Annotated in this window: 18 protein-coding genes and 1 riboswitch; of the genes, 12 read left to right on the forward strand and 6 right to left on the reverse strand. The window is 74.3% G+C overall.

Features of this window, described 5'->3' with window-relative positions:
• Positions 1-117 precede the first annotated feature (117 nt).
• On the reverse strand, positions 118-666 hold the full coding sequence (locus ACPYN7_RS07000; RefSeq protein WP_424347155.1) for a hypothetical protein: 549 nt from the start codon (positions 664-666) through the stop codon (positions 118-120).
• A gap of 136 nt (positions 667-802) precedes the next feature.
• On the opposite strand from ACPYN7_RS07000, the gene gatC reads away from it, so the two are divergent.
• The 4 genes from gatC (at position 803) to ACPYN7_RS07020 (ending at position 5520) form a co-directional block, all read left to right on the forward strand.
• A complete protein-coding gene (gene gatC / locus ACPYN7_RS07005; RefSeq protein WP_058873452.1) occupies positions 803-1099 on the forward strand; it encodes an Asp-tRNA(Asn)/Glu-tRNA(Gln) amidotransferase subunit GatC in 297 nt (98 codons plus the stop codon).
• A 4-nt stretch (positions 1100-1103) separates the two neighbouring features.
• Positions 1104-2750 carry an Asp-tRNA(Asn)/Glu-tRNA(Gln) amidotransferase subunit GatA gene (gene gatA / locus ACPYN7_RS07010; RefSeq protein WP_424347156.1) on the forward strand — a complete coding sequence of 549 codons (1647 nt, stop codon included), beginning with the start codon at positions 1104-1106 and terminating at the stop codon, positions 2748-2750.
• On the forward strand, positions 2750-4264 hold the full coding sequence (gatB, locus tag ACPYN7_RS07015) for an Asp-tRNA(Asn)/Glu-tRNA(Gln) amidotransferase subunit GatB (RefSeq protein ID WP_424347157.1): 1515 nt from the start codon (positions 2750-2752) through the stop codon (positions 4262-4264). Before gatA ends, gatB begins: the two co-directional genes overlap by 1 nt.
• A gap of 143 nt (positions 4265-4407) precedes the next feature.
• The gene (locus tag ACPYN7_RS07020) at positions 4408-5520 is read left to right on the forward strand and encodes an NAD(P)/FAD-dependent oxidoreductase (protein ID WP_424347158.1); all 1113 of its coding nucleotides are present in this window, start codon (positions 4408-4410) and stop codon (positions 5518-5520) included.
• An 82-nt stretch (positions 5521-5602) separates the two neighbouring features.
• Here the strand turns inward: ACPYN7_RS07020 and ACPYN7_RS07025 are convergent, their stop codons facing one another.
• Positions 5603-6409 (reverse strand): alpha/beta fold hydrolase, encoded by an 807-nt coding sequence (locus ACPYN7_RS07025; protein ID WP_424347159.1) that lies wholly within the window; start codon positions 6407-6409, stop codon positions 5603-5605.
• A gap of 96 nt (positions 6410-6505) precedes the next feature.
• Entirely contained in the window at positions 6506-8677 is a 2172-nt protein-coding gene (locus ACPYN7_RS07030) for a S9 family peptidase (RefSeq protein WP_424347160.1), read from the reverse strand.
• 114 nt (positions 8678-8791) lie between these two features.
• Here ACPYN7_RS07030 and ACPYN7_RS07035 point away from each other — a divergent pair, with 114 nt between their 5' ends.
• On the forward strand, positions 8792-9571 hold the full coding sequence (locus tag ACPYN7_RS07035; RefSeq protein ID WP_058873458.1) for a CPBP family intramembrane glutamic endopeptidase: 780 nt from the start codon (positions 8792-8794) through the stop codon (positions 9569-9571).
• Between the two features lie 36 nt (positions 9572-9607).
• On the opposite strand, the gene ACPYN7_RS07040 is transcribed toward ACPYN7_RS07035, so the two are convergent.
• The gene (locus ACPYN7_RS07040) at positions 9608-10246 is read right to left on the reverse strand and encodes a VOC family protein (protein ID WP_058873459.1); all 639 of its coding nucleotides are present in this window, start codon (positions 10244-10246) and stop codon (positions 9608-9610) included.
• A gap of 142 nt (positions 10247-10388) precedes the next feature.
• Positions 10389-10504, forward strand: a riboswitch (SAM riboswitch).
• 76 nt (positions 10505-10580) lie between these two features.
• On the opposite strand from ACPYN7_RS07040, the gene ACPYN7_RS07045 reads away from it, so the two are divergent.
• Together ACPYN7_RS07045 and metX are read left to right on the forward strand one after the other, a co-directional pair.
• Positions 10581-11966, forward strand: coding sequence for a bifunctional o-acetylhomoserine/o-acetylserine sulfhydrylase (locus tag ACPYN7_RS07045; protein ID WP_424347161.1), 1386 nt, complete (start codon positions 10581-10583; stop codon positions 11964-11966).
• Positions 11963-13147: a homoserine O-acetyltransferase MetX gene (metX, locus tag ACPYN7_RS07050; protein WP_424347162.1), complete on the forward strand. Its 1185-nt coding sequence runs from the start codon at positions 11963-11965 to the stop codon at positions 13145-13147. The genes ACPYN7_RS07045 and metX overlap by 4 nt, the downstream gene beginning before the upstream one ends.
• A gap of 32 nt (positions 13148-13179) precedes the next feature.
• Here the strand turns inward: metX and ACPYN7_RS07055 are convergent, their stop codons facing one another.
• Positions 13180-14031 carry an SGNH/GDSL hydrolase family protein gene (locus ACPYN7_RS07055; RefSeq protein WP_058873461.1) on the reverse strand — a complete coding sequence of 284 codons (852 nt, stop codon included), beginning with the start codon at positions 14029-14031 and terminating at the stop codon, positions 13180-13182.
• Positions 14032-14123: 92 nt separating this feature from the next.
• On the opposite strand from ACPYN7_RS07055, the gene ACPYN7_RS07060 reads away from it, so the two are divergent.
• A complete protein-coding gene (locus tag ACPYN7_RS07060; protein WP_058873462.1) occupies positions 14124-14810 on the forward strand; it encodes an alpha/beta hydrolase in 687 nt (228 codons plus the stop codon).
• Here the strand turns inward: ACPYN7_RS07060 and ACPYN7_RS07065 are convergent.
• Complete coding sequence (locus ACPYN7_RS07065; protein ID WP_058873463.1) at positions 14794-15036, reverse strand: RNA-binding S4 domain-containing protein; 243 nt, start codon at positions 15034-15036, stop codon at positions 14794-14796. The genes ACPYN7_RS07060 and ACPYN7_RS07065 overlap by 17 nt on opposite strands.
• Positions 15037-15085: 49 nt before the next feature.
• Here ACPYN7_RS07065 and ACPYN7_RS07070 point away from each other — a divergent pair, with 49 nt between their 5' ends.
• From ACPYN7_RS07070 to ACPYN7_RS07085, 4 genes are all read left to right on the forward strand, one after another.
• A complete protein-coding gene (locus ACPYN7_RS07070; RefSeq protein WP_424347163.1) occupies positions 15086-15634 on the forward strand; it encodes a DMT family transporter in 549 nt (182 codons plus the stop codon).
• On the forward strand, positions 15634-16050 hold the full coding sequence (locus tag ACPYN7_RS07075) for a DMT family transporter (RefSeq protein WP_424347164.1): 417 nt from the start codon (positions 15634-15636) through the stop codon (positions 16048-16050). The genes ACPYN7_RS07070 and ACPYN7_RS07075 overlap by 1 nt, the downstream gene beginning before the upstream one ends.
• 237 nt (positions 16051-16287) lie before the next feature.
• Complete coding sequence (locus ACPYN7_RS07080; protein WP_424347165.1) at positions 16288-17670, forward strand: glycine--tRNA ligase; 1383 nt, start codon at positions 16288-16290, stop codon at positions 17668-17670.
• Positions 17670-18650 (forward strand): GNAT family N-acetyltransferase, encoded by a 981-nt coding sequence (locus ACPYN7_RS07085; protein ID WP_424347166.1) that lies wholly within the window; start codon positions 17670-17672, stop codon positions 18648-18650. Before ACPYN7_RS07080 ends, ACPYN7_RS07085 begins: the two co-directional genes overlap by 1 nt.
• Positions 18651-18673: the final 23 nt, after the last annotated feature.

Consider the following 18673-nt stretch of genomic DNA (forward strand, 5'->3'; position numbering starts at 1 on the left):
CCACCCGGATCTCTCCCGCGCGGCCGTGCCGCGCAGCGGGCACCCGAAAGGGCCCCTCCGACCGGAGGGGCCCTTTCGCGTGCCCGGCGAGCGCCGGGGGAGGCGCGGCGGGTGCGCTCAGGTCCACAGCCACGGGTCGGCGGGCTCGACCGCGGCGTCGCCGAAGCTCACCGAGCGCTCCGCGCCCTTGACCCGGTAGGGCTGGATCACCAGCAGGGACTCGCCCTCCCGGTGCTGCGTCTCCATGGCCACGGCGGTCTGCCCGGACCGGTCCGGCAGGGTCACCGGGAAGGCGACCGCGGCGCAGAGGACGTCGTCGCGCAGCTCCACCGCCCTCGCCCGCAGGGCCTCGAGGGCGGCCTCGGGGCTCAGCTCCTCGGCCTGCTCGGCCGGCAGGCTGTCGAGCTCGTACTCGCCGTCCTTGCGGGCGGTCACGAGGAAGGCGGGGAACGCCCCGTGCCGGCCCAGCTGCTGCTCGGCCACGGCCTGGACGTGGGCCACGATCGTGTCGATCGTCGCGGCGGCGTCCTTGCTGACCCGCTGGCGCCACGCGTTGGCGGCGTCCGTGGCGGACGTCGCGCGCGCGGCCCGGCCGGGCCGGGCGCCGGGGCGCCGGGTCTTGGCGCCGCGGTCCTTCTTCGTGCGGGCGGGGGTGCTCTTGGCCATGTCCGGGTGCTCCTGTGTGGTGGGCGTGCGTGCTTCCAGGGTATGCCCCTCGAGGAGGCTCCCACCCGCACGGGCGGGCGGCGCCGCGCGGCTAGACTGGACCGGAAACCACCCCCGATCACGAGCAGGAGCGCGCATGTCTGCGATCACCCGCGAGCAGGTCGCCCACCTGGCGAAGCTCGCGCACATCGAGATGACCGAGGAGGAGCTGCGGTCCATGGCGACGGAGCTGGACCTCGTCGTCGACTCGGTGGCGTCCGTCAGCGAGGCCGCCGGACCGGACGTCCCGGCCACGAGCCACCCCATCCCGCTGCAGAACGTCTTCCGCGAGGACGTCGTGGGGGAGACCCTCACCGCCGAGGAGTCGCTGCGCAACGCGCCCGACGCCGCCGAGGGCAAGTTCAAGGTGCCCGCCATCCTGGACGAGGAGTAGTCGCATGACCAGCACCGGAACCCCCCAGGGCGTCGTCGGCCTCTCGGCCGCCGAGCTCGCCCGGCAGCTCGCAGCCGGGGAGATCACCTCCGTGGACGCCGTCCGGGCCCACCTGGACCGCATCCGGGAGACCGACGGCGCCCCCGCCGACCCCGCCGACCGCAGCCGCGGGAAGACCGGGCTCAACGCCTTCCTGCACGTCAACGCCGAGGAGGCCCTGTCCGTGGCCGCCGAGGTGGACGCCGCCCGGGCCCGCGGCGAGGAGCTGCCCGAGCTCGCCGGCGTGCCGATCGCGGTCAAGGACCTCATCGTCACCGAGGGCCAGCCCACCACCGCCGCCTCGCGGATGCTCGAGGGCTGGATGAGCCCGTACGACGCCACCGTGACCCGGAAGCTGCGCGCCGCCCGGATGCCGATGCTGGGCAAGACGAACCTCGACGAGTTCGCCATGGGCTCCTCCAACGAGCACTCCGCCTTCGGCGACACGGCCAACCCGTGGGACCTGTCCCGGATCCCGGGCGGCTCCGGCGGCGGGTCCGCCGCGGCCGTGACCGCGTTCCAGGCGCCGCTGGCCCTGGGCACCGACACCGGCGGGTCCATCCGCCAGCCGGCGGCCCTGACCGGTTCGGTCGGGGTCAAGCCGACCTACGGAGGGGTCTCGCGCTACGGCGTGATCGCCATGGCCTCCTCGCTCGACCAGGTGGGCCCCGTGGCGCGCACGGTGCTGGACGCCGCGCTGCTGCACGAGGTGATCGGCGGGCACGACCAGCGGGACTCGACGTCCCTGCCCGGCCCGGTCGGCGACCTCGCCGCCCAGGCACGGGCCGGCGCCGCCGAGGGCGGGCTGGCCGGCCTGCGCGTGGGCGTCGTCAAGGAGCTCACGGGCGAGGGCTTCCAGCCCGGCGTCCAGCAGCGCTTCCAGGAGGCCGTGGAGCTGCTGCGCTCCGCGGGCGCCGAGGTCGTGGAGGTCGAGACCCCCCACTTCAAGTACGCCCTGGGCGCCTACTACCTCATCATGTCCTCCGAGGTCTCCTCGAACCTCGCCAAGTACGACGGCGTGCGCTTCGGCCACCGCGTGCTGCCCGAGGACGGGCCCCTGACCATCGAGCGCGTGATGGGCGCCACGCGGGCCGCGGGCTTCGGCGCGGAGGTCAAGCGCCGCATCATCCTGGGCACCTACGCCCTGTCCGCGGGCTACTACGACGCCTACTACGGCTCGGCGCAGAAGGTCCGCACCCTCGTGCAGCGGGACTTCGCGGCCGCGTTCGAGCAGGTGGACGTGCTCGTCTCCCCGACGGCCCCGACCACCGCGTTCGAGCGCGGCGCCGTGGACGAGTCCGCCGACCCCATGCAGATGTACCTCAACGACATCGCCACCATCCCCACCAACCTGGCGGGGGTCCCCGCGATCTCCGTCCCCGGCGGCCTCGCGCCCGAGGACGGGCTGCCGGTGGGCATCCAGTTCATGGCCCCCGCCCGCCAGGACGCCCGGCTCTACCGCGCCGGCGCCGGCCTGGAGGCCCTGCTCGAGCAGCGCTGGGGCGGGCCGCTCTGGCAGGACCTGCCGGACACCGCCGCCCTGGTCCGGGACCTGGCCGGCGCCCCCGCCGCGTCCGATCTGTCCGCACCCGTCCGGGGAGGAGCCCGCTGATGAACCGGAGCACCGAAGAGGTCCTGTCCTTCGACGAGGCCATGGAGAAGTACGACCCCGTCCTGGGCTTCGAGGTCCACGTGGAGCTCAACACCCGGACCAAGATGTTCGACGCCGCCCCCAACGTCTTCGGGGACGAGCCCAACACCAACGTCACCCCGGTCTCGCTCGGCCTGCCCGGCGTGCTCCCCGTGGTGAACCGGGTGGCCGTGGAGTCGGCGATCAAGCTCGGCCTCGCCCTGGGCTGCGAGATCCGCCCGGTCTCGCACTTCGCCCGGAAGAACTACTTCTACCCGGACACCCCCAAGAACTTCCAGACCTCCCAGTACGACGAGCCGATCGCCGAGAACGGCTCCGTCGACGTCGAGCTGGAGGACGGGACCGTGTTCACGGTCGAGATCGAGCGCGCCCACATGGAGGAGGACGCCGGCAAGCTCACGCACATGGGCGGCGCCGCCGGGCGCATCCAGGGCGCCGACTTCTCCCTGGTCGACTACAACCGCGCCGGGGTCCCGCTCATCGAGATCGTCACGAAGCCCATCGTGGGCGCCGGCTCCCGGGCACCCGAGCTGGCCCGGGTGTACGTGACCCTGATCCGGGAGATCGTGAAGAACCTCGGCATCTCGGACGCGAGGATGGAGCGCGGCAACGTCCGCTGCGACGCCAACGTGTCCCTCATGCCCAAGGGCGGGGCCACGTTCGGCACCCGTTCGGAGACCAAGAACGTGAACTCCCTGCGCGCCGTGGAGCGCGCGGTGCGCTTCGAGATCCAGCGCCACGCGGCGGTCCTCGACTCCGGCGGCACGATCGTGCAGGAGACCCGGCACTGGCACGAGGACACCCGTTCCACCACCAGCGGGCGCCCGAAGTCCGATGCCGACGACTACCGCTACTTCCCCGAGCCCGACCTCGTGCCGGTCGTGACCGACCACGAGTGGATCGAGCGGCTGCGGGCGGAGCTGCCGGAGCCTCCGGCCGAGCGCCGCAAGCGGCTGAAGGCCGACTGGGGGTTCTCCGACGAGGAGTTCCGGGACGTCGTCAACGCCGGGGTCCTCGACGAGATCGAGCAGACCGTCGCCGCCGGCGCCGCCCCGGCCGCGGCCCGCAAGTGGTGGATGGGCGAGATCGCCCGCCTGGCCAAGCAGCGGGAGGTGGAGATCGCCGAGCTCGGGGTCACCCCGCAGCACGTCGTCGAGCTCAACGGGCTCATCGAGGCCGGGAAGATCAACGACAAGCTCGCCAAGAAGGTCCTCGGCCACGTCCTGGACGGCGAGGGATCGCCCGCGGAGGTCGTCGAGCAGCGCGGGCTGGCGGTGGTCTCCGACGACTCCGTGCTGACCGCGGCGATCGACGACGCCATGGCGCAGATGCCCGACGTCGTGGCGAAGGTCCGGGCCGGCAAGGTCCAGGCCGTCGGGGCCCTCATCGGCCCGGTCATGAAGGCCACCCGCGGCCAGGCCGACGCCGGCCGGGTGCGGGAGCTGATCCTGGAGAAGCTCGGCGTGCAGGGCTGACCCGCGGCGGGCCCGCTCGCCCGCACACCGCCAGGGGCCGCCTCGGGCCGGAGCCGCACAGGCACTCCGGCCGGAGGCGGCCCCTCGCCGTGCGGCCGGGGCCGCGGAGGCGGCCCCGCCGCACGGCGTGCGAGCATGGGCACATGGACCGTGCATGCGACGTGCTCATCATCGGCGGCGGCATCGCCGGACTGTCCCTGGCCTCGGAGCTGGCGGACCGGCGGGGGAGCGGGGAGGGGATCGCCCTCGTGGAGGCCGAGCCCGACCTGGCCCACCACACCTCCGGGCGCTCGGCCGAGCAGCTGATCCCCAGCTACGGACCGGCGCCCGTCCGGGAGCTGACCGGGGCCACCGTGGCCCGGCTGCTCGACCCGCACCCCACCCCGCCCCGGCCCCTGGCCTGGCCCAGCCGGATGGTCCTCGTGGGCACCGAGGAGCGGCTGCAGGCCGAGGCGGCCCCGGGGACCCGGGCGCTGTCCCGCGCGGAGCTCGTGGAGCTGTGCCCCGAGCTGGCCTGCTCCCCGGCGGACGCGGTCGAGGCCGGGCGCCTCGACAGCACCTCCGTGCGCACCGACGCCCGGGCCCTCGTCGCGTGGCACCGCGACCGCGCCGCGGCGGCGGGCGCGCGGCTGCTCACCGGCGCCCCGGTGACCGCGGCGGAGCCCGACGACGCCGGCTGGCAGGTCACGGCCGGTGCCCACCGGCTGCGGGCCCGGCAGGTCGTGGTCGCGGCGGGCGCCTGGGCGGACGAGGTGGCGGGCCTGTTCGGCGCCGCCCCGCTGGGCCTGCGCCCGCTGCGGCGCACCGCGGCCCTCGTGCGGCTGGCGAAGCCGCTGGCCGCGGACCACCCCATGGTCGTGGCCGCGGACCACGGCTGGTACTACCGGCGGGCCGGGGAGGGCGCGCTCGTCTCCCCGTCCGAGGCCGTGCCCAGCGAGCCCTGCGACGCCCAGCCGGTGCTCGAGGACGTCGAGGACCTCGTGGCGCGGCTCAACGCCACCACCTCCCTGGGCGTCACCGGGATCGAGCGGGCCTGGACCGGGCTGCGCACCGAGGCCCCGGACGGCGTGCCCGTGTGCGGCTTCGACGTCGCCGTGCCCGGGCTGCTGTGGCTCGCGGGCCAGGGCGGCTACGGCTTCCAGACCAGCGACGCCATGGCCCGGGCCGCCGCGGACCTGCTCCTCGACGGGACGGTGGGCCCGTGGTGCTCCCGGGAGACCGCCGCCGCCCTGGACCCGCTCCGACTTCGTCGCTGAGCCGAGCGGGGGTCCCTCCGGCAGCGGCGCGGGAACCGCAGCTGCACGTGCACGCCGGGCACGGTTCTGCCGGGCGTCTCCGTCAGCGGCCGAGGTCGTCCAGGAACGCCACGAGGTCGGCGGCGACCCGCTCCGGCCGCTCCCACATCACCAGGTGACCGGTGTCCTCGTAGACGACCAGCCGAGCGCCCGGGATCGCCGCGACCAGCGCATCCGTGTGCTCCCGGGAGAGCAGACCGTCGCACGCTCCCCAGAGGACCAGGGTGGGGACGGCGATCGTCCCGGCGTCGGTCGGAGGACGGGCGGTGGTCAGGCCCTCGAGGGAGCGCTGCCGCACGCGGGCGGGGACGGCCGCGCCGTGCCTGATGCTCTCCTCGACGTACCACTGCGGAACCGGCTGGACGGTCGGGAACCAGCCCAGGAACTCCCGGACCCAGGCGGGGTCGACGGGGTCGCTGAGCCCCTCCACCTCGTCGGCGAACGGCGCAGGGCCCTGCAGGGAGCGGGGCGAGCCCACCAGGACGAGGCCGAGCACCCGGTGCGGATGGTGGAGAGCGACCTGCTGGGCGACGTACCCGCCGCTGGACGAGCCCAGCAGGACGGCCGACGTCAGGCCCAGGGCGTCCAGCAGCGCCACCACGTCCGCGGCGAGGTCCGGCAGCCCGTAGCCGTCCTGCGGCCGGTCGGCCTCCCCGTGGCCGCGCTGGTCCGGGGCGACGGCACGCACGGTGGCGGGCAGCAGGGGGAGCAGCCGGGAGAACTCCCGGTGGGACTCGCCCCAGCCGTGGAGCAGGACGACCGGTGTCGCTCCGGCCGGGCCCGTGGCGACCCAGGACACGGTCACGCCCGTGGCGAGGAGGGAGTGCTGGACGGGCAGGTCGTTCCCCATGCCCCGCAGTCTATGCCGCCACGAGCCATCCCTCCCGGCGGAGCGGGCGGTCCGTGCCCCGGCCGCCGCTCCCGCGGGCGGGGCGGAACGGCGCGGTCAGACCCCGGCGAGCCCCATCCGGTCCAGCACCCAGGCGTACTCCCAGGCCGTGTCCTTCCACTGGGAGTACCGGCCGGAGGCTCCGCCGTGGCCCCCGGCCATCTCGCAGCGCAGCAGCACCGGTTCGCCGGAGGTCGAGGCACCGCGCAGCGCGGCCACCCACTTGGCGGGCTCCACGTAGAGCACCCGGGTGTCGTTGAGGCTCGTCACGGCGAGGATCGGGGGATAGGGCAGGGCGCGGACGTTCTCGTAGGGGGAGTAGTCGCGCATGTAGCGGTAGACGTGCGCGTCCTCGATGGGGTTGCCCCACTCCTCCCACTCGAGCGCCGTGAGCGGCAGGCTCGGGTCGAGGATGGACGTCAGCGGGTCCACGAACGGCACCGCGGCCAGGGCGCCGCAGTACTTCTCGGGGGCGAGGTTGAGCACCGCGCCCACCAGCAGGCCGCCGGCGGAGCCCCCCATCACCAGGATCCGCCGCTCGTCGACGTCCGGGCGGGCGGCGAGGTGGTCGGTGACCGCCACGTAGTCGGTGAACGTGTTCGTCTTGTGCAGCTTCTTGCCGTGCTCGTACCAGGTCCGGCCGAGCTCCCCGCCGCCGCGCACGTGCGCCACGGCCCACACCACGCCGCGGTCCAGCAGGGACAGCCGAGAGACCGAGAACGCGGGGTCGGTGCTGTGCTCGTAGGAGCCGTAGGCGTACTGCAGCACCGGCGCCGGCACGTCGCGGTCGAGGTCCGCCCGGCGGATCAGGGAGACGGGGATGCGGGTGCCGTCCGCCGCGGCGGCCCAGTCCCGCTCGACCGTGTAGTCGGCGGGGTCGTAGCCGCCGAGCACCGTGGCCTCGCGGCGCAGCAGCGGCTCGGCGGGCAGGGCGTCGTCGTCCCCCGTGGCGCCCGCCACGAAGACGTCGTAGACGCGCGGGGGCGTCGTGAAGGACGTGTAGGAGAGTCGCACCACGGGGGCGTCGTGCTCGGCGGCGGAGACGCTCGCGGTGTAGAGCTCCTCGGCGAAGGCCGGCTCCACGGGGTCGGCCTGGGCGGCCGTGCCCAGGCCGGCGAGCGGGAGCAGCCGGACCCGCAGCGTGGTGTCCGCCCGGACGGAGACCACCAGGTGGGTGGCCGTCACGGCGCAGCCGTTGACCCGGACGGTCTCCGAGGCCGGCACGACGTCGCGCAGGGCGATCTCCGCGATCGGGCGGCCGAGGTCGGCCGGGTCCATGAGGGAGATCCGGGAGTTCGGGGCGTCGTGGTCGTGGGTCAGCAGGATCTGCTCCCGCCCGTCCAGCAGCAGGGGCTCCGCCTCGTAGAGCACGCGGTCGGTGCGGGGCAGCACCACCTGCAGCGGCGCCGCCGGGTCCGCGACCGGCTGGACGAGCTGCTCGGAGAACTCGGAGCACATCGCCTCGACCACGATCCAGCGGCGGTCCGCGGACAGGCCCGCCCCGAGCCACAGACCGGGGTCGGCCTCCTCGTGGACGACGACGTCCTCGGCCACCGGGGTGCCCAGCTCGTGCCGGCGCAGCTGGTGCGGGCGCCAGGACTCGTCCACCACCGTGTAGTACACGGCGCGGGCGTCCGGGGTGAGGAAGGAGCCGTAGAAGGTCCCGGGGATCTCGTCGGCGAGCAGCGCGCCCGTGGTGAGGTCCCGGACCCGCAGGGTGAAGCGCTCGTCGCCGGTGACGTCCTCGGCCCAGGCCAGCAGCTCCCCGTCCTCGGAGACGTCGAAGCTGCCGAGGGAGTAGAACTCGTGCTCGGCGGCCTCCGCGTTGGCGTCGAGGAGGATCTGCTCCCCGGTCATGGGGGTGCCGGGCTCGACGACGGGCGGGGTCCAGTCGGCGATCACGTCCCCGGTGCTCACCGCCGGGACCCGGCAGAACACCTGGTGCGCGCCGCCCTCCACCGTGCGGGCGAAGTACCACCAGGCGCCGCGCCGGCTGGGCACGGACAGGTCGGTCTCCTGGGTGCGGTCCCTGATCTCCCCGAAGATCGTCTCCCGCAGCCCCGTGAGGTGGGCGGTGGCGGACTCCGCGTACTCGTTCTCCGCGGCGAGGTGGGTCAGCACCTCGGGGGAGTCCTTGTCCCGCATCCACTCGTACGGGTCGGAGAACACGTGGCCGTGGAAGGCTCGCTCGACGGGCTGCTGACGGATCTGCGGGGGAAGGACAGTCATGGTCCCCATCCTAGGGAAGACGTCCCGGCAGCGGACGGGGCGGGTGGTGCGGGCCGCGCGGCTCGGGAGCCGCCCGTCCCGGGTGCCCGCCCGGCCCGGTGCCACAATGGCCGGATGAGCACCCCCGCCCACCTGCACCCCCGCCCGCCGGCCTTCGGGTCCACCCGCGCCGACCTGTGGCTGCAGGTGCTCCTCGTGCTCGGGGTGTCCCTGGGCGCCTCGGCCCTCTACGCGGTGCTCTCCCTCGCCGAGGACCTCGCCCGCGGACCGCTGTCCGAGGCGCAGGCCACGATGAACCCGCCGCTGAGCCGGCAGCCTCTCTTCGACCTGCTGCGCCAGCTCACCGGCATCGGCCTGGACCTGGTGCCGGTGCTGCTGGCCCTGTACCTGCTGGCCGGCTCCGCCGGAGCGCTGGGCACGGTCCGCCGGCGGATCGGCCTCGACGCCCGCATGCCCGTCCCGGACCTCGGCCTGGGCACCGTGCTCTTCGTGCTCATGGGGCTGGGGACGCTGGTGCTCTACGGCGCGGGCCGGGCCCTGGGCGTCACGGCGCAGGTCAGCACGTCCGGGCTCGCTGAGCACTGGTGGACGGTTCCCGTGCTGCTGCTCTCGGCCGTGCGCCACGCCCTGGTCGAGGAGGTCGTGGTGGTCGCGTTCCTGACCGACCGGCTCACCCGCATCGGGTGGAACTGGCCGGTGGTGCTGGTGGTCACGGCCCTGTTCCGCGGCAGCTACCACCTCTACCAGGGGATCGGGCCGTTCCTCGGCAACGTGGTCATGGGCCTGGTCTTCGCGGAGCTCTACCGGCGCACCGGCCGGGTGATGCCCCTCGTCGTCGCGCACTTCCTGCTGGACGCCGTGGGCTTCCTCGGCGCCGCCCGGCTGCTGGGCTGACGCCCGGGGGCCGGGCCCGTCCGGTGGCCCCGGGGCTCAGATGGTGACGGGGCCGTCCGGGGTGCTGAAGGTGACGGAGAGCACCCCGGGGGTGCCCTCCGGATAGCGCCAGTCGACCTCCAGGTCCTCGAGCGCGGTCTCCACGGGGGCGCCCAGCCACTCGGTGACCCGGTCCGGGGCCCCGGCGATGCACATCCCCGCGAGCCCGACGTCCGTGATCCGCGCCTGCGAGGGGTGCATCTCGGGGTCGGACTCGAAGTGCACCATGAACGGCAGCTGGGGGTCGGCGATGAGGCCCTTCACGCCGATCTGACGCCACTCGAGGCACCGGCCGTCCGGGAACACCCGGCAGCCGGGGACGGAGGACCGGCCCAGGCGCTGCTCGAAGGGGGCGAGGTCGTCGACCTCCACGACCCAGCCCAGCCAGCCCCCGCCCGCCTCGGAGCGGGCGCGCACGGCCTGGCCGAACGGCGCCTTCACCGCGGCCGGGTGCTCGAGGACCTCGACGACCTCGACGTACTGGTGGTTCGTGAGGGGGAGGATCATGTTGCGGGTGCCGAAACGGGGGTGCACCCCGCCCTTGACCGGCTCGATCCCGAGCTGGTCGGCGATGCGCTCGGTGGTGGCCGCCAGGCCCTCCGGGCGGCAGGCGTAGGACACGTGGTCGACTCTCATGGGCTCATCGTGGCACCGTGTGAGTTTCGTCTCCAAATCGGTCCGCGGGGCACCCGGTGCGGTGCGCCCGGCGCCCGCCGCCGGGTGTCACGCCCGGGCCCGGCTTGACGCCGTGTCGTCCGGATCCGGAGAATGCTGTCCAGGTCATGAGCGCCAGCGTCCAAGCCCCAGCTAGCTGGCCGGCAACCCTCCACCGCGGTGGGGTGCCCTGGGTGAAGACCAGGCTCCTCGCGACCGGCGAGCGAGCAAGCGCGGGTCCCCGGTGCCCGGCCGCTCCCGGCCGCACCGCCTCGGCCGGGACGGGACCCCTGACACCCGCAAGGAGTCCCACGGCATGTCCGAGACCACCGCTTCCAGCACCGACCGCTCCACCGCCGAGCGGCCCACTCCCGAGAACCCGGGGGGCTGGGCGTTCGAGACCCGGCAGATCCACGCGGGGCAGAGCCCCGACCCGGTCACCGGCTCCCGGGCCCTGCCCATCCACCAGACCACGTCCTTCGTCTTCCCGGACGCCCAGGCCGCGGCCGACCGCTTCGCCCTCGCCGAGCTCGGGCCGATCTACACGCGGATCGGCAACCCGACCACGGAGGTCGTGGAGAACCGGATCGCCGCCCTGGAGGGCGGCGTGGGCGCCCTGATGCTCAGCGCGGGGCAGTCGGCCACGACGTTCGCGGTGCTCAACGTGGCCGGCACCGGCGACCACATCGTGGCCAGCCCCAGCCTCTACGGCGGGACCTACAACCTGTTCAAGTACACGCTGCCCAAGCTCGGCGTCGAGACCACCTTCGTGACCGACCCGGACGACCCCGAGGAGTGGCGGCGGGCGGTGCGGCCGAACACCAAGGCCTTCTTCGCGGAGACCATCCCGAACCCGCGCAACGACGTCCTCGACATCGAGACGGTCTCCGGGATCGCGCACGACTCCGAGGTGCCGCTCATCGTGGACAACACCGTGGCGACCCCGTACCTGGTCCAGCCCTTCCGCTGGGGCGCGGACGTCGTGGTGCACTCGGCCACGAAGTTCCTCGGAGGGCACGGCACGGCGATCGGCGGGGTGATCGTGGACTCCGGGGCCTTCGACTTCGGCCGCTACCCGGAGCGCTTCCCCGGCTTCAACCAGCCGGACGAGTCCTACGCGGGGCTCGTCTACGCCCGGGACCTGGGGGCGGAGGGACCCTTCGGCGTCAACCTGTCCTACATCCTCAAGGCTCGGGTGCAGCTGCTGCGCGACCTCGGCTCCGCGATCTCCCCGTTCAACGCGTTCCTCATCGAGCAGGGCATCGAGACGCTGTCCCTGCGGATGGAGCGGCACGTGGCCAACGCCGGGGAGGTGGCCCGCTGGCTCGAGGCGCGCGAGGACGTGCGCTCGGTGTCCTGGGCCGGGCTGGAGTCCTCCCCGTGGCACGGGCGGGCGCAGAAGTACGCGCCCCGGGGCGCCGGGTCGATCCTGGGCTTCGTGCTCGAGGGCGGCCGCGAGGCCGGGGCCGCCTTCGTGGACGCCCTGACCCTGCACTCGAACGTCGCGAACATCGGCGACGTCCGCTCCCTCGTCATCCACCCGGCGTCCACCACGCACAGCCAGCTCCTGCCCGAGGAGCAGCTGGCCGCCGGGGTGGAGCCCGGCTTCGTGCGCCTGTCCGTGGGCCTGGAGCACATCGAGGACATCCTGGCGGACCTGGAGCAGGGCTTCGTCGCGGCCGCGCACGGAGGGCAGGAGTGACCGTGACCGTCGTGGGGGGTGCCGGCGCCGGGACCGCCGTCCGCGAGGACGGGGTGCCGCGCGTGGCCGCGATCGGCGAGCTGGAGCTCGAGTCGGGCTTCCGGCTGCCCGAGGTCCGGATCGCCTACGAGACCTGGGGGACCCTGGCCCCGGACGGGTCCAACGCGGTGCTCGTCGAGCACGCGCTCACCGGGGACACCCACGTGGCGGCCGGCCGGGCCCGCCACGGCGCCTCCGAGGCGGAGCGGCGCGCCGCGCAGAGCGGCGGCTGGTGGGAGGGCCTGGTCGGCCCCGGCGCTGCCATCGACACGGACCGCTGGTTCGTGGTCTGCACCAACATCGTGGGCGGCTGCTACGGGTCCACGGGTCCGGCGGCCCCCGCGCCGCCGGACGTGGACCCGGAGGGCCGCCCGTGGGGCTCCCGCTTCCCGCTCGTCACGGTCCGGGACTCTGTGCACGCCGAGGCGGCGCTGGCCGACGCCCTCGGGATCGGCTCCTGGCGCCTGGTCATCGGCGGCTCCATGGGCGGTGCCCGGGCCCTGGAGTGGGCCGTGACCTACCCCGACCGGGTCCGGGCGTGCGCGGTGGTCGCCGCGTGCGCCCAGTCCAGCGCCGAGCAGCTCGCCTGGGGCCAGGCGCAGAACCTCGCGATCCGCCAGGACCCCCACTTCCGCGGCGGGGACTACTACGACGGTCCGCTGCCCGTCACGGGCCTGGGCCTGGCCCGGCGGATCGCCCACATCACGTACCGCTCCGCCGACGAGCTGCACCACCGGTTCGGGCGCTCGCCGCAGGCCGACGAGCACGTCATCGGCACCCACCCCGGCGGCCGGGGGCGCTACCAGGTGGAGAGCTACCTCGACCACCAGGCGTCCAAGCTCGCCGGGCGCTTCGACGCCAACAGCTACCTGGCGGTCAACGAGACGCTCATGTCGCACGACGTGGCCCGGGGTCGCGGCACGCTCGAGGAGGCGCTGTCGGTGACCTCGTGCGAGTGGCTCGTGGCGGCCGTGGACTCCGACCGGCTCTACCTGCCCCGCGAGTCGGACGTCCTGGCCGCCGCGCTGCCCGGGGACGTCCGGCGGCACACCCTGACCTCGCCCTCCGGCCACGACGGCTTCCTCATCGAGACGCCCCAGCTGGGGAAGCTGCTCCTGGAGACCGTGCTGCGCGAGCCCTGAGCCGGGGCAGGGACCTCGGCCGGACCGGGTCCTCAGCCCTCCGCGGTCCCGTCGCCGGGCGCGAGCCCGCCCCCGGGCACGGTGGCGGTGCCGAAGTGCGGGCGCTTGGGCCGGACCTGGGCCCCGGAGCTCGTGCGCCGGATGCGGCGGGCCACCCACGGCCGCAGGTAGCGGTGGGCCCAGACGAGGTCCTCGCCCCGGGCCTGCCGCCAGGACGAGGGCGGGCGGTCGGGCACGACCTCGGGCACCAGGCCGTGCTCGAGGCCCAGGGTGTCGAGGACCTCGACCGCGATCCGGTGGTGGCCCAGGGGCGAGAAGTGCAGCCGGTCCGGGTCCCACATCGCCGGGTCCGCGAGCTCCCGCAGCCCCCACAGGTCCACCAGCACGGCGTCGTGCCGGGACGCGACCACGCGCACGTTCTCGTTGTAGACCGCGATCCGGCCCCGGATCCCCCGCAGCACGGGCGTGGCGCCGATGTCCGGGCCGTCGATCAGCACGACCGTGGCCCCGTCCGCCCCGAGCCGGCCGACGACGTCGTCCATCTCCTCGGCGATCGCGTCCGGGTCACCGCCCGGGCGCAGCATGTCGTTGCCGCCCGCGCAGATCGTCACGAGGTCCGGGGACAGCTCCAGGGCGGGCGCCACCTGTTCGTCGACGATCTGGCGGAAGAGCCGGCCGCGGATCGCCAGGTTGGCGTAGGACAGGCCGGGGGAGAGGTGGTCGAGCTCCTCCGCGACACGGTCCGCCCAGCCGCGGTGCCCGCCCGGGGACCCGGGGTCCGGGTCCCCGATGCCCTCCGTGAAGGAGTCGCCGATCGCCACCATGCGCCGCCACGGGTGGGCGCGCGCGCCGGTGTCCGGGGGTCCTGCGGTCGTGTCGGTCATGCCCCCGGTCTACCACCGGGCCCGGCGCGGGTCCACCGGACCGCGCCGGGCCCGCGCCCGTCCCGCCCGGGCACGGATGGCACACTGGGGGCATGACCGACGCCACCGTCCCCACCGGGACCGACACCCCCTTCGCCGTCTGGAGCAAGGACGCCGACGCCCGCCCCGGCACCCCGCTGCTGGTCCTCCTGCACGGCTACGGCTCGCACGAGCAGGACCTCATGGGCCTCGTCCCGGCGCTGCCGGACGAGTTCAGCGTGGCGTCCCTGCGCGCCCCTCAGCCCCTCCAGTTCGGCTACCAGTGGTTCCCCCTCGCCGCGGACCTCAGCTTCTCCCTCGACCGCGTGGCCGAGGCCGTCGAGCCGGTCGCGGCGTGGCTGCGGTCACTGGCCGCCGACCACCCCAGCATCACGCTGCTCGGGTTCTCGCAGGGCATGGCCATGGCCACGTCCCTCGCCCGCCACATGCCCGGAGAGATCGCCGCGGTGGTCGGGCTCTCCGGGTTCGTGGTGCCCGGGGAGCACCCCCTCTTCGCCGACGACCGCCTGCGGGAGCAGCCGCTGCGGATGTTCTGGGGCCGGGACCCGCAGGACCCGGTGATCCCGCAGGAGCTCGTGGACTCCACGGCCGAGTGGGCGCTGGACCACGCCGACGTCATGAAGGTGCACTACACCGGGGTGGGCCACGGGATCAGCCCGCAGGAGGTCGGGCACGTGCGCGAGTACCTCACCCAGGTGGTGCTGCGCGGACCGGACCGCCGGGTCAGCCCCCCGCGGTGATCCGCACCGAGGCGCCGCCGGCGGTGACGACGTCCCCCGGGTGCAGCTGCCGGCCGCGCCGCGTCTCGACCTCGCCGTTGACCGAGACCTGACCGTCCTCCACGAGGCCCCGGGCGTGCGCCCCGTCCTCGGCGAGGTTCGCCAGCTTGAGCGCCTGGCCCAGCCGGATCATGTCGTTGCGGATGGGCAGTTCGTCGGGGCCGCTGGGCTGCTCGGAAGTCGTCATGGCCCCATTGTCCCAGCCATCGGGACGCCCGGGGACCTACGCTGGGCCTGTGCCCGACTCCACCCCGTCATCGGTCGCGAACGCGCTCGGCCCTGTCCTGGCCGTTCTCGCAGGTTCCGTTCTGGCCCTTCAATCGCGACTCAACGGCGCGCTGGGCACGCGGCTGGGCGATCCCGTGGCGGCGGCGTTCGCGGCCGTCGTCGTGGGGGTGACAGCAGTGACGGCGGTCAGCGTGCTCAGCGCCACAAACCGGCACGGCCTCCGAAGGCTCGTCCGGCAGCTCAGGGAGGGGCGCGTGTCGTGGTGGTTCCTGCTGGCCGGTCTCATCGGTGCGCTGTTCGTCTTCGCCCAGACGCGAACGGCCGACACGCTGGGGGTCTCCGTCCTGCTGCTCGCGGTGATGGGGCAGTCCTTGGGCGGGCTCGCGGTGGACCGCTGGGGTATCGGGCCGGGCGGGGTCCGGCGGGTGACGGGACTCCGCGTGCTGGGCACGGCCATGGTCGTGGCGGCGGTCCTGCTGGCTGTGTCACCACGTCTGGCCTCGGCCGCCGGGGCATCACGGCGCTCGTGCTGCTGCCGCTCCTGGCCGGAACGCTGATGCCGGTGCAGACCGCCATGAACGGGAGGATCGGGGCCGCCGCAGGTACCCCCGTCACTCCGGTGCTCACCAACTTCCTCGCCGCGGCGGTCGGTCTCGGTGCGGCGACGGCGGTCCACCGCGCCGTGACGGCCCCGCCCCCGTGGACGTGGCCCGGGCCGCCGTGGCTGTGGGCCGGTGGTCTGCTGGGCGCGGTGGTCGTGGGGGCGAGCGCCGTCCTCGCTCGGTCGATCGGTGTGCTGCAGATCAGTCTCGGCCTGGTCATCGGGATGCTGCTGGGGGGACTCGCGATCGATCTGCTCGTGCCGGCCCCGGGCGCCGTCGTCGCACCTCTGACCGTGGTCGGGACATTGCTGACCCTGGTGGGACTGGCCGTCGCCTCCTGGCCGGAGAAGGCCTGGGCGGACCCACCCTGAGCCGCTCCGGTCCGATGCCGGCGGCGTCCCGGGGGCGAGCCGTGTCGGCACGGTCCCGGTCCCGGGCGTCGGCGGGCACCGCGGGAATTGGCTACGCTGGTCGCAGGACGTCGCCTGCGGCGTCCTCGTTCGTGCGGGCCGTCGACGGCCCGTTCCCGCCCGGCGCGCCGCCGGGCCGGACCACCCACCACGCGCGTCCGCAGCCGGCGGTCGGGCGAGACCCTGGAGGAGACCCACATGGCCCCCAAGTCCACGCTGGACAACGTCATCTCGCTGGCCAAGCGCCGCGGATTCGTGTTCCAGGCGGGTGAGATCTACGGCGGTTCCCGCTCGGCCTGGGACTACGGGCCCCTCGGCGCGGAGCTCAAGGAGAACATCAAGCACGAGTGGTGGCAGACCTTCGTGCGCGGGCGCGAGGACATGGTGGGCCTCGACTCCTCCATCATCCTCCCGAAGGCCGTGTGGGAGGCCTCGGGGCACGTGGCGACCTTCACCGACCCGCTCGTGGAGTGCACCTCCTGCCACAAGCGCGCCCGCCAGGACCACCTGATCGAGGCCTTCGAGGAGAAGAAGGGCCGCGCCCCCGAGAACGGCATGGCCGAGATCCCGTGCCCCAACTGCGGCACCAAGGGCCAGTGGACCGACCCGCAGCAGTTCTCCGGGCTGCTCAAGACCTTCCTCGGCCCGGTCGACAACCAGGAGGGCCTGCACTACCTCCGGCCCGAGACCGCGCAGGGCATCTTCGTGAACTTCAACAACGTGGTCACGGCGGCCCGCAAGAAGCCGCCGTTCGGCATCGGCCAGATCGGCAAGGCCTTCCGCAACGAGATCACCCCCGGCAACTTCATCTTCCGCACGCGCGAGTTCGAGCAGATGGAGATCGAGTACTTCACCCACCCGTCCGAGGCCGGGCACTGGTTCGACGAGTGGGTCGAGGCCTGCTGGAACTGGTTCACCGACCTGGGCATCGACCCGGACCACATGCGCCGCTACGACGTCCCCGAGGACGACCGGGCGCACTACTCCGCCGGCACCATCGACATCGAGTACCGGTTCGGCTTCCAGGGCAACCCGTGGGGCGAGCTCATGGGCGTGGCGAACCGGACCGACTACGACCTCGGCGTGCACAACGAGCACTCGAACACGGACCTCAGCTACTTCGACCAGCAGACCAACGAGCGCTACGTCCCGTACGTGATCGAGCCGTCCTTCGGCCTGACCCGGTCGATGATGGCCTTCCTCGTGGATGCCTACACCGAGGACGAGGCCCCCAACTCCAAGGGCGGGGTGGACAAGCGCACGGTCCTGAAGCTGGACCCGCGCCTGGCCCCGGTCAAGGCCGCGGTGCTGCCGCTGTCCCGCAACGAGGACCTCTCGCCCAAGGCGAAGGACCTGGCCGCGGAGCTGCGCCGGAGCTGGAACATCGACTTCGACGACTCCGGGGCGATCGGGCGCCGCTACCGCCGCCAGGACGAGATCGGCACCCCGTTCTGCATCACGGTGGACTTCGACACCCTCGAGGACCAGGCCGTGACCATCCGCGAGCGGGACGCGATGACCCAGGAGCGCGTGGCCCTCGACCAGGTGAAGTCCTACCTCGCCGGGAAGCTCGTCCGCTGATGAGCGGCGCACTGACCGGTCCGGGGCTGCGGCCCTGGCGGGACGGGGACGACCTGCGGCTGCTCGAGGTCTGGCCCGACCCGGAGACGCCCCAGGCCGCGGCCTTCCGCGCGACCCTGCGCCCCGACGACGACGCCCCGTGGTCCCGCACCGTCGTGGCCGAGGACTCCGGCGTGCCGATCGGCGCCGGCACGGTCTACGAGTCGGCGCTGCACCCGTCCCGGCTGTGGGCCTACGTCGAGGTCGCCCCCGACCGCCGCGGCGAAGGACTCGGGCGGGCGCTGCTGGAGCGGCTGCGCACCGAGGCGGCGGGCGCGCCCTCGGGCGTGCAGGCCCTGCGCACGAAGGCGGCGCCGGGCTCGGCCGGCGAGGGCTTCGCCCGCGCCGCCGGGCTGGAGCCCGTCCAGGAGTCGCGGGTGGTCCGCGTGGCGGCCGGGGCGCTGCCCCTCCAGCCCCTGCGGGAGCAGCCCGACGGGACGCCGGCGCAGGCCGTCGAGGACCTGGCCACCGGCTCGGTGGAGCTCACCCGGGCCCTGTGGGCGTTCTACCGCTCCGTGCACGCCTGGGACGAGCCGGCGGACCTGCCGGTGGGGCGGGTCAACCAGCTGTTCCTCTCCGACGCCGCGCACGCCTACGGCGCGCTCGTGCTGCGCAACGGCGTGGGCCCCGGTGAGCGCGGGAGGATCTCCGCGTTCGCCGTGAGCTACCGGCCCGTCGAGCTCGACGCGACCCCCGGCGCCCGGGCCCCGGAGGAGGCCCCGGACGAGCCCGCCCACGTCATGCTCGGCTGGACGCCGGGGGACGCCGCGGCGGGTCCCGCGCTAGAGCAGCTGCTCGCGCTGCTGGCCCACCACCACCCCGTGCAGTTCCAGGTGGACGGGTCCATGGAGCCGCTGACCGCCGTCGTCGAGAACCTCCTGGCGGCCGGTGCCGCCTCGGTCGTGGAGACCTCCGTGGTCCTCGCCGAGCCCGGGGACTGAGCGGCCCGGCGGAGTGCCGGACG

Origin of the sequence: Kocuria sp. CH-021, from assembly GCF_049716185.1 — a bacterium.
In the GTDB taxonomy this organism is placed as follows: Bacteria; Actinomycetota; Actinomycetes; order Actinomycetales; family Micrococcaceae; genus Kocuria; species Kocuria cellulosilytica.